This window comes from Streptomyces sp. NPDC052396, assembly GCF_044593195.1.
Taxonomy (GTDB): Bacteria; Actinomycetota; Actinomycetes; order Streptomycetales; family Streptomycetaceae; genus Streptomyces.
The window spans coordinates 38939-62868 of record NZ_JBIUAW010000021.1 but is presented as its reverse complement, the minus strand read 5'-3'; the positions used below and the strand labels follow the sequence as shown (position 1 = coordinate 62868).

Genomic DNA, 23930 nt, shown 5'->3' with positions numbered 1-23930 from the left:
TTATCACTAAAGAGACTCGTAAGTGAGCCAGGTCTCATGGGCGGGCTCACACCCCACACCCCCCGAACTCACCCACCGCCCACCAACCGCTACTCGACTCCGGGGCCTGCCGGACGCAATAGGCTCCCGTCCACGGATGCGAGGTCCGGGCGTCCGCTGAGCGCCATGGCGGTCTCCAGCTCGGCGCTCAGGATCGACAGCACATCCCGGGCGCCTTCGGCGCCTGCGACGGCCATGCCCCACAGCACGGGTCGGCCCACCAGTACCGCGCGGGCACCCAGGGCGAGGGCGATCAGCACGTCCGAGCCGCGGCGGATGCCTCCGTCGATCAGGACCTCGCAGCGTCCCGCGACGGCCGAAACCACCTCCGGCAGCGCTTCAAGCGCGGTGACCGAGCCGTCCAGCTGGCGGCCGCCGTGGTTGGACACCACCATCGCGGCCACTCCGAGCTCCGCGGCACGCGCCGCGTCCTCGGCCGTCAGTACGCCCTTGAGCACGAGGGGGAGCCGGGTCAGCGAACGCAACCAGGCCAGGTCGTCCCAGGTGAAGGCGGGGTCGATGCGCCGGGCCACCCGCGCGGCCAGCTCCGTCGGCGACCCGTCGGCGGGGGCTTCGGGGAAGTTCGCCGGTGCCAGTCCCGGGGGCAGGGCGAAGGCATTGCGCAGGTCGCGCGCCCGTCGGGCCTGGACCGGGGCGTCCACGGTGATGACCAGCGCCTGGTATCCGGCCGCCTCGGCCCGCTTGACCAGGTCCTCGCTGGTGGCGCGGTCCCGGAAGACATAGAGCTGCATCCACAGCGGTCCCCGCGCCGCCCGTGCGATGTCCTCCAGTCGCGTGGTGGCGAAGGTACTGACCACCATCAGCGCACCCATCTCTCCCGCACCGCGGGCGCAGGCCGGCTCGGCTTCGGGGGTGACCAGCCCATGGAAGGCGGTGGGGGCGACGCCAATGGGCAGGGCGACCGGGGCCCCGAGCAAGGTGGTGCGCATCTCGCAGCGGGAGACATCGACAAGCACGCGGGGACGCAGCCGGTAGCGGCGGTAGCCGGTCAGGTTCTCACGCAGGGTGGTCTCGTCGCCGCTGCCGCCGTCGATGTAGTCCCATGCCGAAGGCTCGACCAACGGGCGTGCCGCCGCACGATAGTCGTCCAGCGTGACCATGCTCCGGCCGCCGGTAGCAGGTGAGTTGTCCACTGACACGATGGTCACCTCACCAGGCGGGCCGATCGCGGACAAGCCCGGTTCCGGCCAGCCGCGGCCATGGTCTTTTCCTGCAGCGATGGCGTCCCCAGAGCCAAGTCCGCCTGGCCCTGGGGATATTCGGGCCTACTTCTTGCAGAGCGGGACCGGCGTCAGGTTCTTCACATACCGCGCCGAGACATACCCCGGCTTGCTCGCCAGCAGGTACCAGATGTCGTTGCCCTGCACCGTCTGCCCATGCTTCTTGCAGGACAGCTCGATCACCGAACCGGGCTTGACCGCGCCCAGATACCGGGCAGCGGTCGTCGGCCGCTCCCTGATCGACAGCGGCTCCCTGGCGATCACCTTCCCCTTCGGCGAGGGTGCGACGGAAGCGGTCACCACCGAAGGATGAGCCACCGGTTCGGCACCGGCCGGTTCGGCCGCCGCCAGCGCGCCCGCCCCGGCCAGCAGGGTGACCGCGCCAGCAGCGAATGTGCGACGCATAGTCAGGTTGATCACTATTCTTCCCCCTCCAACCCTAATCTCCCTCAACGGGAGTTACATCCAGTAAGACACCCGGGGGCATGAAAAGGTTGCGGTAGTCGCGGAGTTGACGGCACGCGCCGATGAAGGGCGCCGTGTCCGCACCCGTACCACCTGTCCGGGGCCCAGCCAGGGGGATGGATCCGGGCCGGCCTCGCGGCGGCCGCGCGGCACCCACCCATGGCTGCGCCCGGCGTGCCGAACCGCACGCCATGGGTGAGGCTCTGTCTCGGATGCCTACGCACAGCCGTCAGAACGTGGGAGGTACCGATGAGACGCGCGTTTTCCGCGGGAGTCGCCGTCACCTGCACCGCCGTGCTCTTCGCCGGCGCGGGGGCCGCGCACCCCGACCACGCCCATACCCCGGCCGCACACGCGGCCATCGCAGCCACCGCGGCGACCTCGAAGCCGCCCACAAAGAACCAGATCGCAGGCTTGTTCAACCGCTGGAACGCCACACTGGCCAAGGGTGACGCACGCCGCGTGGCGGATCTCTACGCCCCCAATGCCGTGCTGCTGCCGACCGTGTCGTCCAGGATCCGCACCAACCGGGCCGCGATCGTCGACTACTTCCAGCACTTCCTCGAAAGCAAGCCCTCGGGCCGGATCCAGAAGCGGTACATCACCATCCTGGACCCCTGCCATGCCGTCGACACCGGCCTCTACCAGTTCACTCTGACCGACAAGAACAGCGGCACCGTCTCCAGGACCAACGCCCGCTACACCTATGTCTACGAGCGGCGCGGTGGCCGGTGGCTCATCCTCAACCACCATTCCTCAGCGGTGCCGGCCGGCGACTGACGGCAGCCGGTCGGGTTTCGGCCTCGCAGCGTCTTATCCATACGGATAAATTTATCCGCGTGGATAAAGAAATGCATGACCGCCTTCGTGTCCTCTTCGCCATCACACTGGCCGTCTCGGTCGCCTCCTTGGGCGTCGCCGCCGTGGTCGGGGGCAGCGCCGCCGTATGGGTCATCGCCTTGCCGCATGACGGCTTCCCGCTGTGGATGAAGGCCGAACAAGCCGTGATCGGACTTCTGCTCCTCAGGGCCGCGTTCATGGTGGGCAGTCATCCCGTACGGCAGGCCTTCGCCAAGGCGGGTGGCGCGGCGCGATGAGCGCGACGCCCCGCCGGCAGGCGACCGCGGCCCGCAAGGAGCAGATCGCCCGGGCCGCGATCGCCGTGCTGGCCGAACGCGGCTACCAGGCCACCACCTTCGAAGCCATCTGTGCGCAGGCCGGTCTCAGCAGCAAGCGGCTGATCACTTACCACTTCTCCGACAAGGACGCACTGTTCGAAGCCGTCGCCGAGCGCGTTGTCGCCGACGCGGAAGCCGCCATACGGCCCGCCCTCGATGCCGCGAGCGGCGCTCGTGCGAAACTCGCGGCCCTGATCCGGGCGAATGTGACGTTTATGGCAGGGCACCTGGACCAGATGCGGGCGCTCCAGCAGATCATCCTCAATGGCGGCCACGCCTGGGAACGTCACCATGCCGAGTCACTGGACCGGCTGTCCGACCTGTTCGCCCATGGCCGGCGCGCCGGAGAATTCCGGAGCGGCAACCCGCGGATCATGGCGGCGGTCCTGCGGGCGTCGCTCGATGGCGTCTATGAACCGCTGTCGGCGGGCATCGACCCCGGCGAGTGCGCGGAGGAACTGGTCGAATTCTTCGACCGCGCGACGCGGGCCGAGGGAGCCCACGCGTCGCACCGGAGCGATCCCTGAGGCTCGTTGGGGGTGGCGGGGCCGGCCTTCCTTCAACGCCCCGCGACCACCTCCCGGGCCAGGCGGATCAGGGCCGGGATCGCCGGGTGGGTCAACGGGCCGCGGCGCCAGGCCAGCAGCAGGGGCACCGATGGGGCGTCGGTCAGTGGGCGGTAGGCGATCGCGGGATGCTTGTGCAGGCGGGGCGTGGCCGAGGTCGAGACGCCCACGGCCCGGCCTACGGCGATGGCCGTAAGCCACTCGTCCGTGTTGGTGACCTCGATCGTCGCCATGGGGCGCGCGCCGGCGGGCCAGAGGTCCAAGGTGGTCGTGCCCGCCACCGTGTTCAGGGCGAGCGGCCACGGCGCGAGATCCGCCAGGGTGAGGGCAGCACGGTTGGCGAGCTCGCTGCCGGAGGGCACCACCGCCACCCGGTCCTCCGCCAGCAGCGGTTCCGTCACCAGCCCGGGCGCCGTCACCGCTCCGCGCAGCAGCGCCACATCGACCTTGCCCTGGGTGAGCCCGGCCATGCGGTCGTCGATGCGGCGCAACTCCAGTGGCACCTCGGGGTGTTCCTCGTCCCAGCGGCGCAGCAGCGGGATGGTGTGGTCCCCCAGCCCGGCCCAGGGGTGCCCGAGGCGCAGCGGCAGAGCGGTCAGTGCGCGGGGGTCGAGGGCGGTGTCCACGGCGGCCAGCGCGGCGGCCGCCCGGTCGCGGAACATACGGCCCGCCGCCGTGAGCTCCAGGTGGTGGGTGGAGCGGTCGATCAGCCGGACGCCGAGATGGGTCTCCAGCTGACGCAGCGTACGGGAGAGGGCGGGCTGGCCGAGGTGCAGCCGGGCCGCGGCGCGCGTGATGGTGCCGGCCTCGGCTATGGCGAGGAAGGCCCGCAGATGGCGCAGTTCCATGGTCATGCCTGATGAGCATAACCGCTGTGCGATACGGCATTTCACGTGGCGTCGACGGCCTTCTAGCGTGAGGGGCATGACACCTACGAGCTCTCAGCCGGCAGCCGCGGGAACGGGATCCGCTGCCGCGCCCAGCACCCCGGCGGCTGCCCGGATCCGTACCGCGTCCGCACCCGCCGGCGTCGGCAGCCTCGGCGGCATCGGGCTGGTGCTGACTGGTACCGTCTCGGTCCAGTTCGGCTCCGCCGTGGCCGCCCTGCTCTTCCCGCGCGCCGGGGCGCTGGGGGTGGTGGCGCTGCGGGTGACGATCGCGGCCGTACTGCTGTGGGCCGTCTGCCGTCCCCGGCTGCGCGGCCACAGCCGTACGGACTGGGCCGTCGCGGGCGCCTTCGGGCTGGCGCTCGGCGGCATGAACCTCCTCTTCTACCAGGCGATCGACCGGATGGCGCTGGGTCCGGCGGTGACCCTGGAGGTCCTGGGACCGCTGCTGCTGTCGGTGGTGGCCGCGCGCCGGGCGGTGAGCCTGGTGTGGGCCGGCCTGGCGATCGTGGGTGTCTTCCTGCTCGGGCAGGACGGCCTCGGCCGGCTCAACCCGGCGGGCGCCGCCTTCGCACTCGGCGCGGGCGCCATGTGGGCGGCGTATATCGTCTTCAACTCCCGGGCCGGTGCCCGCTTTCCGCGGTTGGACGGCCTGGCGGTGGCGATGGCCGTGGCGGCGCTGGTGAGCCTGCCAGTGGGTGTCGCCTCCGCGGGCGCCAGGCTGCTCCAGCCGGAGGTGCTGGGGCTGGGGGCGGTCGTGGCACTGCTGTCCTCGGGAGTGCCGTACGCGCTGGAGCTGCTGGCCCTGCGCCGTCTGCCCGCGGCGACCTTCGCGGTGCTGATGAGCCTGGCCCCGGCGCTGGCGGCGCTGGCCGGGTTCCTGGTACTGGGACAGGCCCTGTCGGCCCTGCAATGCCTGGCGATCGCCCTGGTGGTGGCGGCCAGCGCCGGGGCGGTCTGGACGGGCAGGGCCCGGCGGGGGTGAGTGACGGCGCCGGGCGCCTGCGTGGACGGGGCACTTGGCGGCAGGTGCCCCGTTCGCGCGCAGGCCGCGGCAGCCCGCGCGGCGGCCTGGGCGGCGCTGTGCGCACCTTCGGACGCGCTCGCCCGCCCCTCGCCCGGACCGTGCGGCCGCTGCCGGGGCGGCCCGGCTCAGGACAGCAACAGGGCCACCGGGGACATGGGTTCCCATTGCGGATCACGACCCGTCAGCCGGTTGGTCACCCGCGTCCAGGCCGCCGCGTCGGTCCCGAGCCGGGCACGGACAAGACCGGCGAGTTCCGTCAATGCGGCGCCCGCCTCGGCCGGGGCGTCCGTGCGGCGCGCGGCGCTGCCGAGGTAGGCGAGCATCAGGGCGGCCGGGGCGGCCAGGTGCAGCAGGTCGGATCCGGTGAGTATGCCCGAGTCGAGCAGGCCGTCGAGCTGGGTGACCGGCGCGCAGTGGTACAGGCCGGCCAGGCCGTGCCGGGCCCGGGCCCGGGTGAGGCAGGCGCCCTGGGCCAGACCGTTCGGCCCCGGCTCGCGCACCAACGCCGCGTGGCGCAGCAGGAGTTCGGCGGGGGCATCGGGCAGTTTGACCAACTGCTCCCAGTGCGGCAGCGGTTCCTCCTGGTGGGCGGCTTCCAGCGCCTGCCAGTCGGCACCGACCGGGACCGCCTCCACGGCGCTCCTCACCTGCCAGGGGGCTTGGGCCCGGCGCACCTTTTTGACCAGCTTGTCCGGGGCCAGTTCGCGGTCGAGCCGGGCGCGGATCACGGCCGCCGGGTCCTTGGCGGCCAGCGCCTTGACACACAGCTTGGTGGCGGCCTGGCCGAGCAGGTCGCGCCCGATGAGCGCGGTGAGCCGGTGCGCTCCACCGTGCTCCAGCAAGTGCAAACAGCCGAGGATCTGGTGGACAAGGCCCAGTTCGGTGCCCTTCCGGGCGAAAATCTCCTCGATCAGGTCCGGTTCGGCCGAGCACAGCCAGTGCAGGCCGCCGATGGGCCTTGCGGAGGGCTCGGCCCGCAATTCTGCCAGCACCTGCGCCGCGACCGGTCCGGCCGCGCTGCCGGAGCGCCGGGTGCGGGCCACGATCCGGCGGGCGAGGTGCGGGTTGCCACCCTGCCGCAGCAGTGCCAAGTCCACCTCGGGATCGTCCAGTTCGGCCAGCCGTTCCACCAGGCCGTCCTCCAGCCACCGGGACTGCAGGGCGAGGATCCGCAGGGCGTGCGGGTCGCGGCCCGCGAGCAGGCGGTCGAAGACCAGGCGGGGGGTGTGGTCATGGCGCAGCAGATACGCGGCGAGCAGCCAGGGGCCGTCGGGGCCGAGCCGGGGCAAGATGGCGTCGACGGTATCGGCGTCGGCCAGGCACAGCAGGGTGCCCACCGGCCAGGCCCACAGGTGGTTGCCGCGTTCCAGGAGTCCAAGTGCCTGGTCGGGGGTGCCCGGGCGCCGCGTGAACGAGCTTGACGCCGATTCCTCCAGTGGCCGGTAGCCGTTGGCGGCCGCCTCACCGGCCCTGGTCATGGACCGGGCCAGGGAGAGCAGTTCCAGCCAGCTGGGCCCGCCCGTACCGCGGTCGGCGCCGGGGTCACCGGCTGCCGCCCATGCCGTCTCAGCCAGTTGGAGCCAGGCGTCGGGGTCGGCGCCGAGTTCGGCGCGCAGCCGGCGGGCGAGGGCGGCCCGCCAGGCTCCGGCGAACGCGAGCCGGCGCCAGTCATAGTGCGGCAGCAGCATGCGGCGGGCCGGCAGGAAGGCGAGCAATTCGTCCGCGGGCAGGATGCCCTGGGTGTAGGCGAGTTCGGTGAGCGTGGCGCTGGAGCCGCAGCTCTGCGGGGGCTTCGCCCATACCTCCGCGAGGGTGGGGGCGGTGTGCCAGGGGCGGGCGTCCGCGGGCTCCACGCCCTGGTCCGCACACGCCTGGACCAGCCATGGCGGGGTGGTCAGGCCGGGGGCCTTGTCCCAGCTGTGCCGGGCGAGGAAGGCCAGGACTCCGTGGTCGGTGGGGAGCGGGGCGTCGGCGGGCGCGAGGGAGCGGAGGAGGTCAAGGGCGGCGAGGGCAGCCCGCTCAAGGGAGTTGCGCGGGGCCTGCGGCGGCTCGGCCCGTTCCTGCTGCTCCGCACCGGTGCGCGCGGCGCCCTCCTGGTCCCCGGCCGGTTCGGCCCCGGCCGGGCCCGCCTGACTCGCTTGGGCCGCCTGGCCCGCCTGGCTGATCAACTCCCGCAGATTTCCCCGGTGGGCGGGCAGCAGTCGCTCCAACGCGGCCCAGCTCTCGGGGCGTTCGCCGAGGTGGGTGTCGGTCAGCGAGCGCAGCTCCGCCACGGCGGTGGCGGTGAGCAGGCCCCGCTCGGCGAGCAGGGCGAGCGCGCTCAGCGCCGGGCCGGACGGCCGAGCGGTACGGATCAGCTCGACCGGGTCGAGCAGCCCGGCCCGGACCATGCCCTCCGCCCACCATCCGGCGTACTCGTCCAGCTCCTCCTCGGCCAGGCGCCGTTCAGGCTGAGTGACATTCCCGGCCCGCCGACCGTCCGGACGCCAGGGCTCGTTGAGGACGCTCAGCCTGAACGCCAGCCGCTGGGCGTCACTCGCTTCCTCATGGCGGGCCAGTTCCTCGCTCGCCACAGGCATAAACGGGCTCTTGACATGCGCCTCGCAGAGCGCGCGCAGATCGTGGACATAGGGCTCGGACAGCAGGTCGCGCAGGCTGCTGGTGCCCCGGGTGACGGCCAGCAGGCTCGGCAGCCGCGCGGGGTCCGCATAGGGCTCGCACCGCTCGCGCAGCCGGCGCAGCGCATCGCCGGAACCGCCGTCCTCGGCCAGGGCATCGGTGACCTCGGTGCGGACGCGCGGGCTCAGGTGCCGGGTGACGGCCGGGTCGCCGAGCAGGCCGCGCAGTGCCTCGGCTCCCCCGCGCTCCCACACCCGGACCAGCGCATACTGCTGGGCGACGCCCCGGACGCCCAGGCTCAGCGCCCTGGCCACCAGCGTGGGATCGCCCGAGCCGAGCAGCGGCGCGAGCCAGGTGCGCGGCAAGTCGCCGCCGGGGTCGGTGAGTTCGGCGCGCAGGGCCTGATCCATCGGCGCCGAGTCGAGCCGGTGCGCAAGGGTGCGGCGCAGGGACTGGGTGGCGCGCGGGTTGCGGTAGACGGCGGCCCCGACCCGGGCGTCCCCCACCTCCAGCAGCCGGGCCAGCACCCTTGTGTCCAGACGTGGGTGACGGGCCAGGGCGGTGCGGGTGCGGGAGTCGCCGTGCTCGGTGACGGCGGTGACCAGGGCCGGCCCGGGCAGCGCTCCGCCGGCGAGCAGCCCCTGCACCGTACGGTCCGGCAGCACGGTCAGGGCGCGGGCCGCCTGCCGGGGCCGGGCGTGTTCCAGCAGGAGGGCGAAGGTGTCATGCACGCTCCGGGGTACGGGCGAGCGGACCTCACCCGAAGCGGCCGGCGCCGCCGGCTGCGGTGCGTCGGCGAGCAGTGCGGGCAGGGTGCCCCGGTAGCCGGCCAGCGCGTCATGCACGCCGAGCCACCGCCCGGCGTGGTCACCGAGCCGCTGCTCCACCAACTCCTGGAGCCGGCGGGCCACTTCCCCGTCGGCTCCGCCCGCCGTGGCGATGCGCGCCGCGACCGTGCGCGCCGGGCGGGCCTCCTCCAGCGCCCGGAGCGCGGCACTTCCCGCGCCCCGGGCTTCTTCTCCCTCCCCCGTCCGGGACGAGGCGAGGATGGTGCGCACCGCTTGGGTGGCCGAACTGTCTTGCGATCCCCTCATGCCCGCCATGCTAGAGAGGGGGTCTGACAGTCCATCCATCGATCCGGCGGTGCACTCCTGATCTCGCTCACTCCTCCCAGGGCCAGCGGGCGTCCCGGCCGCTTTCCAGCAGCGGCACCATCCGGAACGCCGCGTCGCCGAGCCCGCCGAAGGTGTGCCGGTTGGCGGATCCCGACGGGCCGTGGCCGGGCCGGTAGCCGGCCAGGTTCCAGGTGTAGACCGGGATATCGGCCGGGACCTGCTCGGTCGGGTCGCCCGCGTAGTGGTGGGCGGCCTGTTCGTCGGTGACGATCAGGACCCGGTCGTGGCCGCGGTAGTGGCGGCGTACGGCCTCGGTGGTGTCGGTGCCGCCGAGGTTCCCGAAGCGCTCCAGCACCTTGAGCACGGACTCGCCCCTGCGGTAGCTCACGGGCGCGCTGGAGGTGCCGAACTCGACGAGGTCCGCCTGGGCCGCGCGCATCGCCACGGCGGTACCGAAGACGGCGGCGGCGTCGGCGCGGTTGAGCTGGGACCGGTCGGACAGCGGCGACCACATGGAGCCGGAGCGGTCGACCAGGATCAGGGTCCGGCCGGGCAGCGCGGGCACATTGCCCAGCGAGTGGCCGAGGGCCTGTTCCAGCGGATAGGCCCAGCGCAGCGACGGGGCGTGCTGATAGGCGGCCAGGTACCGGAAGGGGAACTGCCGGGACCGGGCGACCTCCGCCGGGTCGGCTATCCGGGCGGCCACCTGCCGGGCGGTCTGGTCACCGACGCCGGACTCGTCGAAGTTCCGCAGATTGCGGACCAGGGCCATGGTGCCCATGGCGGGGATGACGGCCTCCCAGGCCGCCGCGTCCATCGGGCCCTGCAGCCAGCCCGCCAGCGCCTCCCAGGTCATGCCCGCCTCGGCCAGCCGCTCGGCGCCACCCGGCCCGGTGACCAGGGCTCGGCGTTCCCCGACGGGCACCGCCATCAGCGCACGGTGTGCGGTGAGGATGCGGTCGGAGGCCGGCGGCTGGGCGGTGTCCGGGCGATGGCGGCGGTCCAGGGCGTACCGGAACAGCTCGCCCTGCCACGGCTTGTCCGGGTCGGGCGTGGGGTGGACCAGGTTGAGGACGTCACCGAAGCGGTAGCCCTTGGAAGCGGTGTCGTACTTGAGCAGGTTGCGTCCGGTGTACAGGCGCCGTACGGCATCGGCGATGCCCCGCTTCACCGGCTTGGGGACGTTCCGGCCGTAGGCGGAGGTCCAGTACGCCAGCATCTCACCGGGCTCGTCGGCGCGGCGCAGCACGGAGTCGATGACCTGGCGGTTGGACGGGCCGTCCGTGGCACCGGCGTCCAGCCGGGCCTTGACGTACTCGGCGGCACCGACCAGGGAGGCGGTGCGCATCCCGCCGTCGCCGCGCAGCCATCCCAGCAGGCCGGCGGTCCAGGCGGCGTCCTGGACCGCCAGCTCGCGGACAAGCGCGGCGAACCGGTCGTCACGAGCGGCCGCGCTCTCGTGATGGGTCTGCTGGGAAACGAAGTTGGCGACGGCGAGCAGGAACAGCTCGGAACGGTCGTCCCGTCGGTGCCCCTGGCCACCGAGGTGGGTACGGGTGCGCCCGGTGGTGGTCACGGGCGAGGCGGGACGGGCCGCCTTGGGCGCGCGGGCGTTGAAGCGTGCCACAGTAATTCCCCCAATTCGCAGGGGAAGCACGGCGCGGGGCGTCCGAGACCAAGATCGATGACGGTACATACACAACAGCCGCTCTACCGGGCTGAGCTACACCAGCCATGGCTGGGACGGGATTTGAACCCGCGGCCTGCCGTTCCCCGAAGTAACCGTCAGCTGCGCACCGGACGCCCCGATGCCGCGCCTCCCGAGTTCAGAGCGACCACGGCATGGGATTCGATCGCAACGAAGTAGCCGTGGTCCGCGCACCGGGAGGTGCGTATCACTACCGTCCAGAGGTCGAGGCGGCGGAACCGACAAGGTGCTCTATCCCCTGAGCTACACCGGCCTGAGTGCCGGCGGCGGGATTCGAACCCGCGGCCTCCCGATTATGAGTCGAAGTAGGTCCTGCCTTCGCACCTGGACGCCGATCACTCTAGGAGAGCGGGTGCCACCATCGCCAAGGGTTTTCCGCCGCCGGGGCTGCCGCTGGTCAGCCCATGCTTTTGGCGCCGTCCAAGGACTCCCGGATGATGTCGGCGTGCCCGGCGTGCTGGGCGGTCTCGGCGACGATGTGCATCAGCACCCGGCGGGCCGACCACTGCGCGCCGGCCTCGAACCACGGCGCCTTCGGCAGCGGCTGGGTGGCGCCCAGGTCGGGCAGTGCGGCGACCAGCTCATCGGTGTGCCGGGCCACTTCCTCGTACTCGGCCAGCACTCCGGCCAGCGTCTCGCCGGGCAGCATCCGGAACCCGTCCGCCCACCGGGCCAGGTCCGCCTCGGTCATGGCGGTGAAGTCCCCCATGGCCGACGGGCCTTCCAGCAGGAAGGCCGTCCACCGCCGCTCGACCTCGGTAACGTGCTTGATCAGGCCGCCCAGGCACAGTTCGCTGGCCGTGGTCCGCCGCCCCGCCTGCTCGTCGGTGAGGTCGCGGGTGGTGAAGCGCAGGAAGTGCCGTTGCTTGCCCAGCATTTCCAACAGGTCGGCGCGCTCACCGGTGGCAGCCGGCGCCTGGGTCGCATCCTGGGTGGTCGGCTTGTCGACGGTCATGGCTCCGCCCTCCGTTGTTGTTTCGTCTTCTCGGTCGGTCGAGAACAACGCTAGAGGCCATGGCGGTCAGCAGCTGTCCTAGTTGCCGGACGGAGGGCGATACCGCGCATGCCGGGTTCGGCCGCCCTCGCTGCGGCAGCGGCGCAGGCAGTGCCCCTGGAGCACGGACCGTACTCGCACATCGGCGAGAACGGCTCGATCAACTGCCACTGTTCTTCGGTGAGTTGCCTGCGTGTCACGATCGCCTGCCTACCGGATCCGCCTTCCGGACGGATCCGGATCGGCAAGGTTGATCACGACATCACATAGGCGCTAGTCGTCGCTCAGCGCCTCATCCAGCAACGCGCCACCCACCAGGCCGGCCGCACCGGCGCCGAGAAGTGCGCCCGTGCCGAAGCGGCGGCCCTGCTGGGGCTGCCCGGGGGCCGGCTGCTGCGGGTAACCCTGCGGCGCGGGCTGGTAGCCCTGCTGCACCGGCTGCGGGTGGCCCGCCTGGGGAGGGGAGTAGAACGGCGGCGTGGTGGTCCGGACCCGCTGCGCACAGCTGGGGCAGGCCTCGATCGGGCGGGACAGGCCCCACTGCGGCGACCAGACCGCCGACTCCGCACCCGGGCCGTGGGCGGGATCGAAGAAGCACGGCGGAGGGCCGCCCACCGGGCTCTGCTGCGCCGGGTACGGCGCCGGAGCGGCGGCCATCGTGGGAGCGGACACCAGCGTGGGTGCCGGCGGTACGGGCACGGGAGGAACCGGCGCGGCGGACGCGGCCATGGGCGCGATGGCCGGGGGTACCACTGCCGGCGGCGGCGTGCTCTCCCGTAGGACGTCCACGCCGTAGTCGGTGGCGATCCCGGCGAGTCCCGAGGCATACCCCTGGCCTATCGCACGGAACTTCCACTCGGCGCCGTGGCGGTACAGCTCCCCGAAGACCATCGCGGTCTCGGCGGCGGCTTCGCCCTTGAGGTCGTAGCGGGCCAGCTCGGTGCCGCCGTGCTGGTCCATCACGCGGATATGGGCACCGGCGAGTTGCCCGAAGCTCTGCCCGCGCTGGGCGGCCTCGTAGATGGAGACCGGAAAGACGATCCGGGTCACCTCGGCGGGCACCCGGGCGAGCTCGACCTGGATCTGCTCATTGTCCCCGCCGGTGCCGCCGGCGCCACCACTGCCGGTATGGACCACCGAACCGTCCGGGCTGCGGAGGTTGTTGAAGAAGACGAAGTGCTGGTCGGAGAGCACCTTGCCGCTCGCACCACACAGCAGTGCGCTGGCGTCGAGGTCAAAGCCGCCGCCGGCCCCGGCCCCGACCTGCCAGCCGAGCCCGACCGTCACGGCGGTCAGACCATGCGCCTGCTTGGACAGCGACACATTGCCGCCCTTGGTTAGGGCCACGCCCATCGATGTCCTCCTGAACTGTTGCGCTTCTTGCGCGCTTCTGCTGCGTCACTGCCTCAACGCATCCGGGCGGCCGACGGTTCCCGGGTCACTCTCATCGCCCACAGGAATGAATCCGCCGAATCCGCCATCTTGTCATCGGGCCCTACCGCTTCCATGGATGTGTCGACGTGACCCTGCGCGCGCTAGGGGGAGCCGCATGGACCGCCGCACCTTCCAGAGCCGACTGCTCGCGCTGGGCAGCCTCACCCTGACCGGGGCGCTGTCCGGGACGCCGGAGCGAGCGGCGGCCAGTCCGGACCGTGAACGGATGCCCAGCCGGCGGCCGGTGGTGGAGTACCGGCTGCCGTTCGCCGCCGAGACACATGAGATCGTCAAACTGCCCGGCCGACCCATGGCGTTGGTGTCCCAGATGTCCAACAGCCATCTGGTGAAGCTGCGTCTGGACCCGCGCACCGAGCGGATATGGGCCGCCAAGGCGTTTCCCCTCGGGCCGCCGGACGCGATGCTGCACGGCCTGGCGGTCTCCTCACGTCACCCCGGAAGGATCTGGGCCACCCACGAGGGCGGTGACCGGCTGCTCCTGGTGGATCCACGGGCGGACGCGCTCGACGCCGCACCACGGGTGGAGCGGGAGATCCGCATTCCCGGCGGCGGCCGTGGGCCGCACTACATCAGTGAGCACGGCGATGTGCTGTGGGTGACATTGAAGGGAAGCGATCAGGTCCTGGCCCTGGACCATACGCGTCCGGCGCGCTACCGGCTCTTCGGGGCGAGGCCGCAGCCCATCTTCGCCGCCCGGCACCCGGTCAGCGGGGACTTCTATGTCAGCCAGGACAGCGCGAGTTCGGTGCTGCGCATCGATCCAAGGAGCGGGCGTACGGCACAGATCCCGATTCCGGTGGACCATGGCAGGACACCCGTCGGGCTGATCAGCGGGCCCGGCGGCATCTGGGTGGTGCTGCTCGGCACGGCCCAGGCGGGGACGGGTACGTTCGGCCGGATCGACCGGTACGGACGGATCGGCTGGCACCGGCTGCGTGGTCCCCGGGGACATTCGGCGGGACTGCTGCACCTGGCCTTCGACCCTCCGGGGACGGGGCGCGGCCCAGGTCTCTGGCTCCTCGGGTCATCGATCATCTCCGACCGGGCACGGGATCTCATCGCCCGGGTGCGGTTCGACTCGTCCTGGACCCGGATGCTCGGGGAGGAGTACGCGATGCTGCCGACCCAGCACTGCAAGGCCCACCGCCTGCTGCCGTTGGAGCGCAGTGTCCTCGCCACCGAGCTGACGACCGCCACGGTGGCGCAGCTGACCGCTCCCGGGGTGCAGGGCTGAGCCACACGGCGGCTCGTCCCGGTGACCGTGCTCAACCCGGGCTCCCCCGGCCGGCATTCATGCCGGATTGTCGAATTCCTGCCGGACAACCGCCCCCGCCGCTGGTTGACTCACCGCATGACTTCCACACAGACCGACCGGGCCCGCCTGTTCCATTCCCTTCACACCCCCACCCACCCCCTCGCCCTGGCCAACGCCTGGGATGTGGCGAGCGCCCTGGTGATCGAGGCCGCGGGCGCACCCGCGATAGCCACCACCAGCGCCGGCGTGGCCTGGTCGCTGGGCTCGCCGGATGGGGACACCCTGGCGCGCGACCAGGCGCTGAATCTCATCTCCCGGATCACCACAGCCGTTTCCGTGCCGGTCACCGCCGATATCGAGGGCGGGTACGGGCAGGACGCGGCCGGTGTCGCCGAGACCGTGGCCGGGGTGCTCGAGGCGGGCGCGGTGGGCGTCAACATCGAGGACGGCAACCGGCCGCCCGCCGAACTGGCGGCCCGGTTGACGGCGGCCCGGGGCGTGGCGGAGCGGGCGGGCGTGCGGCTCTTCCTCAACGCCCGTACGGACACCTACCGATTGGGCCTCGGCGACCCGGCCACCCGGTTCAAGGAGACCCTGGAGCGGGCACGCGTCTATGTGGACGCCGGCGCGGACGGCATCTTCGTCCCCGGTGTCACCGACTCCGCCACCATCACCGCTCTGGCGGCGGACATCTCCGTGCCGTTGAACATCATGGCGGGCCCCGGCGCACCGGACGTCGCCGGGCTGGGCGCCCTCGGTGTGGCGAGGGTCAGTCTGGGAGCGGGCGTGGCACGGGCCGCCTTCGCCGCCGCCCGCCGTGCGGCACAGGAGCTGTACGGTACCGGCGGCTATCACTCACTCGCCGATGGCATTCCCTCCGCGGAGCTCAACGGTCTGTTCTCCACGCCGCGTTGAACGGCCTTCCTGTGCGGCGGCCCGGGTGCGGCCTCCGGATGAAACGCGCAGGGGCCGGAGATCAGGCGTCACCGGGCCCCGTTCGTCGGGGCAGGAGGACGAAGTCCGGCCCGCAGGCGACCCGTTCGACGCCGTGCGGGACACTTCACCGGTGACCACCTCACCCCCCAGCCGCCCCCTGGTCGGCAATGGCGTCCGCGCCGTCATTCCCCCGGCGGTGCCGGCCGGGACGGCCGAGCCCGGCGAGCAGGCGTCCCTCGCCCTGGCCCCGTTCCGGGAAGTCTCCGTCCCCGTCGGGGTCATAGAGGCCGCCAGGCATCTGATCAAACCCCTGTGTGTCAGCGAAGACGCCCGGACCCGGTCCAGCGCCGGCATGGTGCTCGACTACCTGGACGCCGCCTTGGCGAAGGCGGCGGGGCAGGGTTGCGCGGCCGGCATGCCGCGGACGCGCGGCGGCGGTTGAGGCCGGCAGGTGGCTGACCTCGGTCCGGCGCCACGCGCACCGTGCGGCGCGGGCGTCGGACGGCCGTCGGGTGATCACCCAGCGGCTGCTCCCGCCGTGGGACGGAAAGTCCGGCGGTAGTGCTGGGGGCTGACGCCGATGGCGGCGTGCAGATGCTGCCGCAGGGAGGCGCCGGTGCCGAGGCCGGAGCGGGCGGCGACCAGGTCGACCGGCCAGTCGGTGGTCTCCAGGTAGTTGCGGGCCAGGTCGACGCGCTGGCGGACGAGCCACTGGCTGGGCGTGGTGCCGGTTTCCTCGCGGAAGCGGCGGGAGAAGGTGCGGACGCTCATATGGGCGTGCGCGGCGAGGTCGGCGAGCGTAAGCGGTTCGGCGAGGCGTTCCATGGCCCATGCCTGGGCGGCGGCGGTGCCGGAGGCGGTCGGGCCGGGGACCGGGCGCTGGATGTACTGGGCCTGGCCGCCGTCGCGCCAGGGCGGGACGATGCAGGAGCGGGCCACATCATTGGCGATCCGGCTGCCGTGGTCACGGCGTACCAGGTGCAGGCAGAGATCGATACCGGCGGCCACCCCGGCGGAGGTGAGGATGTCGCCGTCGTCGACGAACAGGACATCGGGGTCGATACGGGTCGTGGTGAACATCCGCTGGAGGCGGTCGGCCTCGCGCCAGTGCGTGGTGGCGGGCCGATGGTCGAGGAGTCCGGCCGCGGCCAGGACATAGGTCGCGGTGCAGATGCCGACGATGCGTGTGCCGGGCCGGATGGCGGCCAGGGCCTCGCGCAGGGCGTCCGGCAGGCGGCCTTCCTCCCGGATCGGGCCGAGGGCACGGGAGGGCGGGATGACCACGGTGTCGACGGTGCCCAGCAGGGTGGCGTCATGGGAGACGGCAAGGTCGTAGTCGGCCTCGGAGCGGACGGGGCCGCCGTCCAGGCTGCAGGTGGTCACGGTGTAGAGGGGACGGCCCTCTTGATCGCGGGCGGCACCGAAGATCCGGGCCGGGATGCCGAGTTCAAAGGGGAAGACGCCGTCCAGGGCCAGGACGCCAACATGGTGCATGGCCAGATCCTTTCACCATCTGGCCGGAGCGCCACCACTGGGGGCCTGTCCCCCACGGCAATCTGAGGACATGCCGGACAGCCGGCCGGACCCCACCCCAACACCCCTGACCACAACACGCCCTCGGAAAGAGAACCTCAGCATGTCCCAGGCCACCACCCACCTCCCCACCACCATGCGCGCCATTTCCCAGGACGCCGCCGGAGCCCCCGAAGTCCTCAAGCTGACCGAGACGCGGCGTCCGGAGCCGGCCAGGGGCGAGGTGCTGGTCCGGGTGCATGCGGCCGGGGTCAACCCGGCTGACTGGAAGACCCGTTCCCGCGGTGAGTTCGCCACCGGCGTCAAGCCTCCCTTTACCCTCGGTTATGACGTTTCCGGCGTGGTGGCGGCCGTCGGTGACGGCGTGACCCTCTTTCAGCCCGGCGACGAGGTGTACGGGATGCCGCGCTTCCCGCATCCGGCAGGCGCCTACGCCGAGTATGTCGCCGCGCCCACCCGCCACTTCGCGCGCCGTCCCCAGGGGCTGACCCATATCGAGTCGGCCGCCCTGCCGCTGGCGGCGCTCACCGCGTGGCAGGCCCTGGTGGACACCGCCGATGTGCGGCCCGGGCAGCGCGTGCTGATCCACGCCGCCGCCGGCGGGGTCGGTCATCTGGCCGTGCAGATCGCCAAGGACCGTGGGGCGTGGGTGGTTGGCACGGCCAGCGCCGCCAAGCACGATCTGTTGCGCTCGCTCGGCGCGGACGAGGTCGTCGACTACCGCAGCCAGGACGTCGCCGAGACGGTCCGTGACATGGACGTTGTGGTGGACCCCATCGGCGGCGCCAACTGGTCCCGCTCCCTGCGCACCCTTCGTCCGGGCGGCACCTTGGTCTCGATCCTGCCGCTGGACGGGACCTTCCCCCGTGCCGAGGCCGAGGCGGCCGGTGTCCGGGCGGTGTTTATGCTCGTCGAGCCGGATCAGCAGGGCCTGCGCGAGATCACCGAGCTGGTCGAGGACGGACGCCTGCGGGTGATCGCGGAGAATGTGTTCCCCCTGGAGGACGCCGCCGGGGCCCACCGGCTGGGCGAGCGGGGCCGCACCACCGGAAAGATCGTCCTGTCCATCGCATCCTGACCGGCCCTGCCGGCACGGGGTCCTTGGGCGCGGCCGGCTCCCCATTGTCCCGACTCGGTAACCACCCCGGAAAACCACTGCGGCCGGCCCTGCGCCAACGCCAGCATCCCTCTCACTGATCACAACAGGAAGGGGATTCCCATGCTGACCGCGGTCCGCAGCACCGCAGTGGGTCTGATCACCGCCGGAATGCTGATAGCGACCACCGCCACGGCGGTCAACGCCCAGGCGGCCAGGCCGCATTGCGCCCACCACACCACCGGAGTCTGCAAGGCCGGAAGCCCGCACCCACGCGGCGCCACCGCGCAGTGCAAGGACAAGACCTACTCCTACAGCGCCCGGTTCAGCGGGACTTGCTCCCGCCACCACGGCGTCCGCTACTGGTACAAGTAACGGGAAGTCCGCCGGGCACCCGCCCGGCCCGCCGCCGGGCGGATACGCTCGGCGGCGGGCCGGTGCACCCGTGTTCATTCCTTATGCGGTTTGAATCGCGTTCACCAGCCCCGCGACAAGACGGGCCCGCTCCGCCATGGCGTCGATCAGCACATACTCATGGTCGGCGTGGGCGCCGCCGCCGACCGCTCCCAGACCATCGAGTGTCGGCACTCCCAGTGCGGCCGTGAAATTGCCGTCACTTCCGCCGCCTACCGCCGTGCCTTCGAGTCCCGGCATCAACTGCTCGGCGACAGCCATGAGTTCGGCCGAAGCCGACTCCGGCATCGGGGGACGATGGATGCTACCGTCAACCGTGATCTCCGCCCCCTCCAGATGCGGAGCCAGCGCCGCGAACGCGGACTCGATCCGTTCCTTCTCGCCGGCCGATTCCACCCGGACATCGACGACAACGGTCGCTTCCGCGGGAACGACATTGCTCTGCGTGCCCGCGGACGCAACGGTCGGGGTGACGGTCGTGCCGATACCGGGCCGGCCGAGTGACGCGATGTCCACTACCTGGTGCGCCGCTTCGATCAGGGCGTTGACGCCGGCCTCGGGTTCCAGACCCGCGTGCGAGGCGCGGCCCTTGATGGAGACCTGGAATGTGCCACAGCCCTTGCGGCCGGTCTTCAGGGCGCCGCCGTCAGCGGCACCCTCGACCACCAGCACGGCACCGCACGCAAGCGCCCGTTCCTCAATGAGAGTTCGGGAGGAATGCGAACCGACTTCTTCATCGGCGGTCACCAGGATCTCGACGCCCGACCGGTCATCGAGCGTCGCCAGACCATGAACGGCCTGCACCAGACCGCCCAGCATGTCGAAGACGCCGGGCCCGGTCGCCCGTCCGTCTTCGGCCTTGAACGGACGGCGTGCCAGGGTGCCGAGCGGAAACACCGTGTCATGGTGACCCAGGATCAGCACTTTGGGATCGCCACCAGCCGCCCAGTGGACATGCGGCCCGGCCTCGCTCTCCACCAGCACGGCCCGCCCGCCGAGCCGGCGCTCGACAACAGCGGCCACCGCATGGGCCGATGCCCTCAAGGCGCCGGGATGGTGCGATGGCGACTCCGTTTCGACGAGTGCCCTGAGGTCGTCGATCATCGCGTCAATGCTCACCTGGGCGGTCTTGTGCATCGTCATCCCGCGAGGGTAACCGGCGGATCGCGCTGGACGGCAGGACGCTCTGCGCGCCTACGCGGTGTGGAGTTCGGTCTGCGCCTTGTCCAGACCATGCACCACACATGCCTCGGCGATATCCGCACAACGGTCCAGCAGCGCCGGCATTCCCGACTGCTCGGACTCCGAGAATCTCCGCATGACAAACTTCCCGATGGTCTGCCCCTTTGGCGGGCGTCCGATGCCGAAGCGAATCCGGGCGTAGTGCTGATTTCCCAGGGCCTCGCTCACCGAGCGCAGCCCATTGTGCCCACCCGCGCCACCGCCACGCTTCATCCGGACGGCACCGAACGCGAAGGCCAGTTCATCGTGCACCACGAGGAGGCGCTCCGCCGGAACGTCATGGGCACGCATGACGGCGGCCACGGGATTTCCCGAAAGATTCATAAAACGCTGCGGCTTGGCCAGGATCACCCGCCGGCCGTCGACCTCGATCTCGGCCAGACGGCATTGGGTCCCGTACCACTTGAACGCCACTCCATAACGCTCGGCAAGGCGGTCGACGACCAGAAATCCGGCGTTGTGCCGTGTCTTCCGGAACCACGGTCCCGGGTTTCCGAGACCGGCGATCACCCAGCGTTCATCGGACGCCATGGACGGCATAGCGCCAAATCCTCCCCCGGGCAGCGAAGTTGCCCCGAATGTCGGCCGGCTCACCGGCTTGTCTTCCACGCCGTATGCTAACGGGTGTGCATGGCCCGGTCCGTCAGCCGGTCAGCGAGGCCGAGGAGTTCCGGCAGCCGCAGCACCCGGCCGTTGAATCCCGGCAGGGGGACATGAAGTGGCCCGGTCCAGCGAGCCGGAATGGCGTCCGGTCCGTAATAGGCCCCGGCAGGACCGCCGGTGACCGCTGCCACGGTGTCGGTGTCACCGCCGAGGTCGATCGCCTCAGCCGAAGAGTTCCGCACAGCGCTCGGCCAAATGCTCATAGTCCGCAGGGGCGTTGTAGAGGTGCGCGGACAGGCGCAGGAAGCCCCGGCCGTGCCAGGTGGTGATGGCGGTGGCACAGCCGTACCGGCTGGAGATCACCTGCTGGAGGGCATGGGCGGAGTCCTGGTCGGTGGCATGGCCCGGGGGCAGCGGGACCAGCCGCATGGCAGGGGCGGGTGCCGTCCGCACCTCGCCGAGGTCCGCTCCCCAGCGCTCGGCGATGATGCGCTGGCCGTGCTCGGCGAGGCCGGCCATAAAGCGGCGGGCGGCGGTCCAGCCATGGAGCTGCTCGATCAGGGACGGGGCGTGCGGGGCGGCGAGCCAGGCGGTGAGGTCCTGGGTGCCCTGCTGGTCGAAGCGCTCCGGATAGGCGTCCGGGGTTCCCCAGGAGTCGATCGGCGGGTGGAGTCGCCGGCGTTCGTCCGGGTCGGCCGGGTCGGCGACCAGGACCGCGCTGCCGCGCGGTGCGCAGGTCCATTTGTGCAGGTTGCCCACCCAGTAGGTGCCGTGCAGCCCGGCCAGGGGGTGTGCCAGCATGCCGGGTGCATGGGCTCCGTCCACCAGGAGCGGGATGCCGCGCGCCCGGCAGGCCTCGGCGATTTCGGCCACCGGGAACAGCCGGGCCGTGGCCGACGAGATCTGGTCGACGACCACAAGGCGGGTACGCGCGTCCAGGGCGGCCACCATGCGCTCCGCGATGTCCCGCAAGGGCCAGTGGAGTGGGAGGTGCACGGTTTCGACATCGGCACCGCGGCGTGCGGCGGCGCGGTGCACCGCCATGGTGACCGCCCCATAGAGATGGTCGGTGATCACGATGCGGCTGCCCAGCGGCAGTTCAAGGGCTTGGAGGACAACGGTCACGCCCGCGCTGGCATTGGCCACAAAGGCAGTGGCCGCTTCGGGGGCGCCCAGCAGCCGGGCCACCTGGCGCCGGGCCGCCGCGACCCGTCCGGGCAGCCGCTGGAACCATTCGACGGGATCCCGTTCCATCTCCTCGCGCAACTCCTGCTGATGGGCGAGTGTTTCGCGCGGCACCGCCCCGAAGGAGCCATGGTTCAGATGCACTCGGCCGGGATCGAGCATCCAGTGGTGGCGCAGGGTGAGCTCGGCGCCCCTATGGCGTGGTGAGGGCGGGCACACGCCGTCCGGCTGCGCCGCCGTCCTGTCCGTCACTGCGTCGTTGTCTCCAGGTGAGGGGCCCGGTGGCCGCCGGATCGCACTGCTGTCGGGTGTTCGGCTCACCTGCGCGGTGAACGACACCTCAGCCTGGCACCGTCCACCGCACCGGCGCGCCCGGCCCGGCCGGCCCTGGCTGATTCCGGGTCCGGCATGGCCCATTCCTGCCCGTGCGGTACCCGGGCCGCCGGCGCCCTCAGGCGACCGGCTGCAGGAAGAAGGCGCGGATGTCCTGCGGCAACTCCTGGAGCACCGAGTCCATTTGGCCCGGGGACATCTGGCGGGCCAGCGCGGCGGTGACCGCGCCGGTCACCTCTGGCACCTCCTCGGCGGTGACCTTCGCCTCCTGGGCGAAGCGGATCACATAGGCGTCACGGTCGTATTTGACCGGCACAATGCTCGGGTCCCAGCCGTCGTAGTAGAGGCCCCGGAGCAACTCGGGGAGCTGGGCGGCGAGATGGGCGGCCACATCGACGGTGAGCCGGTCGCGCACCGTGTGCAGCCAGGCCCGCAGCGCCCGATGAGCCGCGCTGCGGTCTGCGGTTCCCATGGCTTCGGCTACCGACTTCAGCCAGATGTTCGCCGTGTGGATGGCGTGCTCGAAGTCGGGTGGGCGGTTGGAGGACATGGCTCTTCCTTCCGGAAATCTGCTGTCGCTTCCTGCCCTCGGATCTCCATGCTAGGGCGGGTGGCGGCCGTGCCGCACCCGCAGCAGCGGCGCGGAATCCCTTGCTGGGCAGCGGGAAGTGGCTCTCCGGACGCGCCCTGGGCGCAGCGGCCCGGAGGGTGACCGACAGGGACGAAGGCCACACGGAGCGTTGGCCGGGCGCCGTTGACGCCTACACATACGCGCATCGAGACTGTGTCTCCCGACTTTCACGGGAGGCATCCTTATGCGCAAGCGCGCCATCGCCTTATCCCTGGTCACCGTCGCCACGGCCGCCCTGGTGACCGCTCAGGCCAGCGCCAGCCCCGGCACGTCACATCCGCGCACCGCGGCCGCCTGGTGTACCGGCCATGGCGGCCAGGCGGCGGTCTACCGGGCCTACTACGACTCCGGCCGCGGGCTCACTCCGCTCGGCGGTGTGCGGGAACTCTGCCGGTTCCAGGCCAAGGACCACAGCCGGCTGGTGCTTCCCACGGATACGCTCGCCGCCGATCTGCCGACGCTCGCCGCTCTCGCCTACGTCCGCAAGCCTCCGCTGCCGCAGCATCCGCAGGGCAATCCGTCCGCCGCGTACTGCGCTTTCATCGGCGGGACCACTCAGTTCGGCAACCGTAAGAGCGACGTCGGCGGGTGGATCAGGCAGGGCGACCCGGTCGACCGCGATCATCTGCATGACATGTGTGTCTTCGCCGATGGCTCGGCCATCGACGCCTGGGGCCTGACCTACCACACGGGCGGCGTCATCCGGGGCGCGGACCTGGCCAAGAAGTTCCGGGCGCACATTCCGCCGCGCTGAGACCTGCCGCGGGGGTTGGCCGTTCCGCCGCGGTCCCGGCCGGAACACTCACCGCCCGGCGGTCACCGCTTTGAGCTCATCCAGCAACTGCCGGATGATTTCGGGTAGTTCCCTGTCCCGGGCTTCGCCGATCCACTGCTCGAACGAGACCTTGAACACGGCGATTCCCGCCTCCGCGGCCAGACTCGCGGCCGGCTCGCCGACCCCGCGCCCTCGCAGGGCCTCGGCGAGCCCTGCCGACAGTGCGGCAAGCTTGATCAGCTCGCGTTCCCGGAGTTCCGCGTTGGCGACGATGACCGACTGACGCTGACGGGCGCCCTCGCGCCGTCCCCCGATCATCCCGGCGACGGCGTCAAGTGCCGCCGCCACCGCGTCGATCGGCGTCGCGTCGGCCGGTGCGTCCGCGACGGTGGTCACCAGGAGCTCCCGCAACGCGGCCGCGCCCGCGAACAGCACCTCGCGCTTGTCGGCGAAGTGCCGGAAGTAGGTCCGCTCCGTCAGCCCCGCGCGCTTGGCGATCTCCGCGACGGTGGTCTGTTCGTACCCCCGCTCGGCATAGAGCTCCAGTGCCGCCTGCTCGAGTCTGCCGCGTGCGTTCGGCTCCCATCGCCCCATGCCGGAATCCTACTTGATGACAGCGCATGACATCAGTGC

At 71.6% G+C, this 23930-nt stretch carries 23 protein-coding genes and 1 pseudogene; 10 read left to right on the top strand and 14 right to left on the bottom strand.

What is annotated here, in order from left to right:
• Positions 1–89: 89 nt before the first annotated feature.
• Together ACIHFE_RS32500 and ACIHFE_RS32495 are read right to left on the bottom strand one after the other, a co-directional pair.
• Positions 90–1199, bottom strand: coding sequence for an alpha-hydroxy acid oxidase (locus tag ACIHFE_RS32500; protein WP_400112386.1), 1110 nt, complete (start codon positions 1197–1199; stop codon positions 90–92).
• Positions 1200–1325: 126 nt separating this feature from the next.
• Entirely contained in the window at positions 1326–1685 is a 360-nt protein-coding gene (locus tag ACIHFE_RS32495) for an SH3 domain-containing protein (RefSeq protein ID WP_400112384.1), read from the bottom strand.
• A gap of 309 nt (positions 1686–1994) precedes the next feature.
• Between ACIHFE_RS32495 and ACIHFE_RS32490 the strand changes: the two genes are divergently transcribed.
• From ACIHFE_RS32490 to ACIHFE_RS32480, 3 genes are read left to right on the top strand one after another with little or no spacing between them, the layout of a single operon-like run.
• Complete coding sequence (locus ACIHFE_RS32490; protein ID WP_400112382.1) at positions 1995–2525, top strand: SgcJ/EcaC family oxidoreductase; 531 nt, start codon at positions 1995–1997, stop codon at positions 2523–2525.
• A gap of 59 nt (positions 2526–2584) precedes the next feature.
• Positions 2585–2842, top strand: a complete 258-nt coding sequence (locus ACIHFE_RS32485; protein WP_400112380.1) for a hypothetical protein — start codon at positions 2585–2587, stop codon at positions 2840–2842.
• The gene (locus tag ACIHFE_RS32480; RefSeq protein WP_400112378.1) at positions 2839–3450 is read left to right on the top strand and encodes a TetR/AcrR family transcriptional regulator; all 612 of its coding nucleotides are present in this window, start codon (positions 2839–2841) and stop codon (positions 3448–3450) included. Before ACIHFE_RS32485 ends, ACIHFE_RS32480 begins: the two co-directional genes overlap by 4 nt.
• A 32-nt stretch (positions 3451–3482) precedes the next feature.
• Here the strand turns inward: ACIHFE_RS32480 and ACIHFE_RS32475 are convergent, their stop codons facing one another.
• Positions 3483–4343, bottom strand: a complete 861-nt coding sequence (locus tag ACIHFE_RS32475; RefSeq protein ID WP_400112376.1) for a LysR family transcriptional regulator — start codon at positions 4341–4343, stop codon at positions 3483–3485.
• Positions 4344–4413: 70 nt separating this feature from the next.
• Between ACIHFE_RS32475 and ACIHFE_RS32470 the strand changes: the two genes are divergently transcribed.
• Positions 4414–5361, top strand: coding sequence for an EamA family transporter (locus tag ACIHFE_RS32470; protein WP_400112374.1), 948 nt, complete (start codon positions 4414–4416; stop codon positions 5359–5361).
• 167 nt (positions 5362–5528) lie between these two features.
• Here ACIHFE_RS32470 and ACIHFE_RS32465 read toward each other — a convergent pair whose 3' ends face one another.
• The 4 genes from ACIHFE_RS32465 to ACIHFE_RS32450 all read right to left on the bottom strand — a co-directional run bounded on the left by ACIHFE_RS32465 (position 5529) and on the right by ACIHFE_RS32450 (position 13192).
• Positions 5529–9116: a hypothetical protein gene (locus ACIHFE_RS32465; RefSeq protein ID WP_400112372.1), complete on the bottom strand. Its 3588-nt coding sequence runs from the start codon at positions 9114–9116 to the stop codon at positions 5529–5531.
• 67 nt (positions 9117–9183) lie between these two features.
• Positions 9184–10764 (bottom strand): TROVE domain-containing protein, encoded by a 1581-nt coding sequence (locus ACIHFE_RS32460; protein ID WP_400112370.1) that lies wholly within the window; start codon positions 10762–10764, stop codon positions 9184–9186.
• Positions 10765–11242: 478 nt separating this feature from the next.
• Positions 11243–11800 (bottom strand): DinB family protein, encoded by a 558-nt coding sequence (locus tag ACIHFE_RS32455; RefSeq protein ID WP_400112369.1) that lies wholly within the window; start codon positions 11798–11800, stop codon positions 11243–11245.
• A 312-nt stretch (positions 11801–12112) separates the two neighbouring features.
• Entirely contained in the window at positions 12113–13192 is a 1080-nt protein-coding gene (locus tag ACIHFE_RS32450) for a TerD family protein (RefSeq protein WP_400112368.1), read from the bottom strand.
• Positions 13193–13388: 196 nt separating this feature from the next.
• Here ACIHFE_RS32450 and ACIHFE_RS32445 point away from each other — a divergent pair, with 196 nt between their 5' ends.
• The 3 genes from ACIHFE_RS32445 (at position 13389) to ACIHFE_RS32435 (ending at position 15927) form a co-directional block, all read left to right on the top strand.
• Entirely contained in the window at positions 13389–14528 is a 1140-nt protein-coding gene (locus ACIHFE_RS32445; RefSeq protein WP_400112366.1) for a hypothetical protein, read from the top strand.
• A gap of 117 nt (positions 14529–14645) precedes the next feature.
• Entirely contained in the window at positions 14646–15464 is an 819-nt protein-coding gene (locus tag ACIHFE_RS32440) for an isocitrate lyase/phosphoenolpyruvate mutase family protein (RefSeq protein WP_400112364.1), read from the top strand.
• Between the two features lie 151 nt (positions 15465–15615).
• Entirely contained in the window at positions 15616–15927 is a 312-nt protein-coding gene (locus ACIHFE_RS32435; RefSeq protein WP_400112362.1) for a hypothetical protein, read from the top strand.
• A gap of 74 nt (positions 15928–16001) precedes the next feature.
• Here the strand turns inward: ACIHFE_RS32435 and ACIHFE_RS32430 are convergent, their stop codons facing one another.
• Positions 16002–16979: a GlxA family transcriptional regulator gene (locus ACIHFE_RS32430; RefSeq protein WP_400112360.1), complete on the bottom strand. Its 978-nt coding sequence runs from the start codon at positions 16977–16979 to the stop codon at positions 16002–16004.
• Positions 16980–17121: 142 nt separating this feature from the next.
• On the opposite strand from ACIHFE_RS32430, the gene ACIHFE_RS32425 reads away from it, so the two are divergent.
• Both ACIHFE_RS32425 and ACIHFE_RS32420 read left to right on the top strand, forming a co-directional pair.
• Complete coding sequence (locus ACIHFE_RS32425) at positions 17122–18096, top strand: NADP-dependent oxidoreductase (RefSeq protein WP_400112358.1); 975 nt, start codon at positions 17122–17124, stop codon at positions 18094–18096.
• Between the two features lie 141 nt (positions 18097–18237).
• Positions 18238–18489 carry a DUF3761 domain-containing protein gene (locus tag ACIHFE_RS32420; RefSeq protein ID WP_400112356.1) on the top strand — a complete coding sequence of 84 codons (252 nt, stop codon included), beginning with the start codon at positions 18238–18240 and terminating at the stop codon, positions 18487–18489.
• Between the two features lie 81 nt (positions 18490–18570).
• Here ACIHFE_RS32420 and ACIHFE_RS32415 read toward each other — a convergent pair whose 3' ends face one another.
• The 5 genes and pseudogenes from ACIHFE_RS32415 to ACIHFE_RS32395 form a co-directional block, all read right to left on the bottom strand.
• On the bottom strand, positions 18571–19671 hold the full coding sequence (locus ACIHFE_RS32415) for a M20 family metallopeptidase (protein WP_400112355.1): 1101 nt from the start codon (positions 19669–19671) through the stop codon (positions 18571–18573).
• 51 nt (positions 19672–19722) lie between these two features.
• Positions 19723–20379 carry an aminoacyl-tRNA hydrolase gene (pth, locus tag ACIHFE_RS32410; protein WP_400112354.1) on the bottom strand — a complete coding sequence of 219 codons (657 nt, stop codon included), beginning with the start codon at positions 20377–20379 and terminating at the stop codon, positions 19723–19725.
• 8 nt (positions 20380–20387) lie between these two features.
• Positions 20388–20684: pseudogene (locus ACIHFE_RS32405) on the bottom strand (ADP-ribosylglycohydrolase family protein); the annotation flags it as partial.
• The gene (locus ACIHFE_RS32400) at positions 20596–21810 is read right to left on the bottom strand and encodes an aminotransferase class V-fold PLP-dependent enzyme (RefSeq protein ID WP_400112352.1); all 1215 of its coding nucleotides are present in this window, start codon (positions 21808–21810) and stop codon (positions 20596–20598) included. The gene ACIHFE_RS32400 and the pseudogene ACIHFE_RS32405, both read right to left, overlap by 89 nt.
• Positions 21811–22009: 199 nt before the next feature.
• On the bottom strand, positions 22010–22441 hold the full coding sequence (locus tag ACIHFE_RS32395; RefSeq protein WP_400112350.1) for a DUF2267 domain-containing protein: 432 nt from the start codon (positions 22439–22441) through the stop codon (positions 22010–22012).
• Between the two features lie 265 nt (positions 22442–22706).
• On the opposite strand from ACIHFE_RS32395, the gene ACIHFE_RS32390 reads away from it, so the two are divergent.
• Positions 22707–23276 carry a hypothetical protein gene (locus tag ACIHFE_RS32390; protein WP_400112348.1) on the top strand — a complete coding sequence of 190 codons (570 nt, stop codon included), beginning with the start codon at positions 22707–22709 and terminating at the stop codon, positions 23274–23276.
• A 48-nt stretch (positions 23277–23324) separates the two neighbouring features.
• On the opposite strand, the gene ACIHFE_RS32385 is transcribed toward ACIHFE_RS32390, so the two are convergent.
• Entirely contained in the window at positions 23325–23891 is a 567-nt protein-coding gene (locus ACIHFE_RS32385) for a TetR/AcrR family transcriptional regulator (RefSeq protein ID WP_400112346.1), read from the bottom strand.
• Between the last annotated feature and the right edge of the window lie 39 nt (positions 23892–23930).

Coding starts and splice junctions, on each gene's coding strand:
- ACIHFE_RS32495 (WP_400112384.1), bottom strand. CDS start 1,685: ATGCGTCGCACATTCGCTGCTGGCGCGGTCACCCTGCTGGCCGGGGCG.
- ACIHFE_RS32490 (WP_400112382.1), top strand. CDS start 1,995: ATGAGACGCGCGTTTTCCGCGGGAGTCGCCGTCACCTGCACCGCCGTG.
- ACIHFE_RS32480 (WP_400112378.1), top strand. CDS start 2,839: ATGAGCGCGACGCCCCGCCGGCAGGCGACCGCGGCCCGCAAGGAGCAG.
- ACIHFE_RS32475 (WP_400112376.1), bottom strand. CDS start 4,343: ATGACCATGGAACTGCGCCATCTGCGGGCCTTCCTCGCCATAGCCGAG.
- ACIHFE_RS32470 (WP_400112374.1), top strand. CDS start 4,414: ATGACACCTACGAGCTCTCAGCCGGCAGCCGCGGGAACGGGATCCGCT.
- ACIHFE_RS32465 (WP_400112372.1), bottom strand. CDS start 9,116: ATGAGGGGATCGCAAGACAGTTCGGCCACCCAAGCGGTGCGCACCATC.
- ACIHFE_RS32455 (WP_400112369.1), bottom strand. CDS start 11,800: ATGACCGTCGACAAGCCGACCACCCAGGATGCGACCCAGGCGCCGGCT.
- ACIHFE_RS32450 (WP_400112368.1), bottom strand. CDS start 13,192: ATGGGCGTGGCCCTAACCAAGGGCGGCAATGTGTCGCTGTCCAAGCAG.
- ACIHFE_RS32445 (WP_400112366.1), top strand. CDS start 13,389: ATGGACCGCCGCACCTTCCAGAGCCGACTGCTCGCGCTGGGCAGCCTC.
- ACIHFE_RS32440 (WP_400112364.1), top strand. CDS start 14,646: ATGACTTCCACACAGACCGACCGGGCCCGCCTGTTCCATTCCCTTCAC.
- ACIHFE_RS32430 (WP_400112360.1), bottom strand. CDS start 16,979: ATGCACCATGTTGGCGTCCTGGCCCTGGACGGCGTCTTCCCCTTTGAA.
- ACIHFE_RS32425 (WP_400112358.1), top strand. CDS start 17,122: ATGTCCCAGGCCACCACCCACCTCCCCACCACCATGCGCGCCATTTCC.
- ACIHFE_RS32420 (WP_400112356.1), top strand. CDS start 18,238: ATGCTGACCGCGGTCCGCAGCACCGCAGTGGGTCTGATCACCGCCGGA.
- ACIHFE_RS32415 (WP_400112355.1), bottom strand. CDS start 19,671: ATGACGATGCACAAGACCGCCCAGGTGAGCATTGACGCGATGATCGAC.
- ACIHFE_RS32395 (WP_400112350.1), bottom strand. CDS start 22,441: ATGTCCTCCAACCGCCCACCCGACTTCGAGCACGCCATCCACACGGCG.
- ACIHFE_RS32390 (WP_400112348.1), top strand. CDS start 22,707: ATGCGCAAGCGCGCCATCGCCTTATCCCTGGTCACCGTCGCCACGGCC.
- ACIHFE_RS32385 (WP_400112346.1), bottom strand. CDS start 23,891: ATGGGGCGATGGGAGCCGAACGCACGCGGCAGACTCGAGCAGGCGGCA.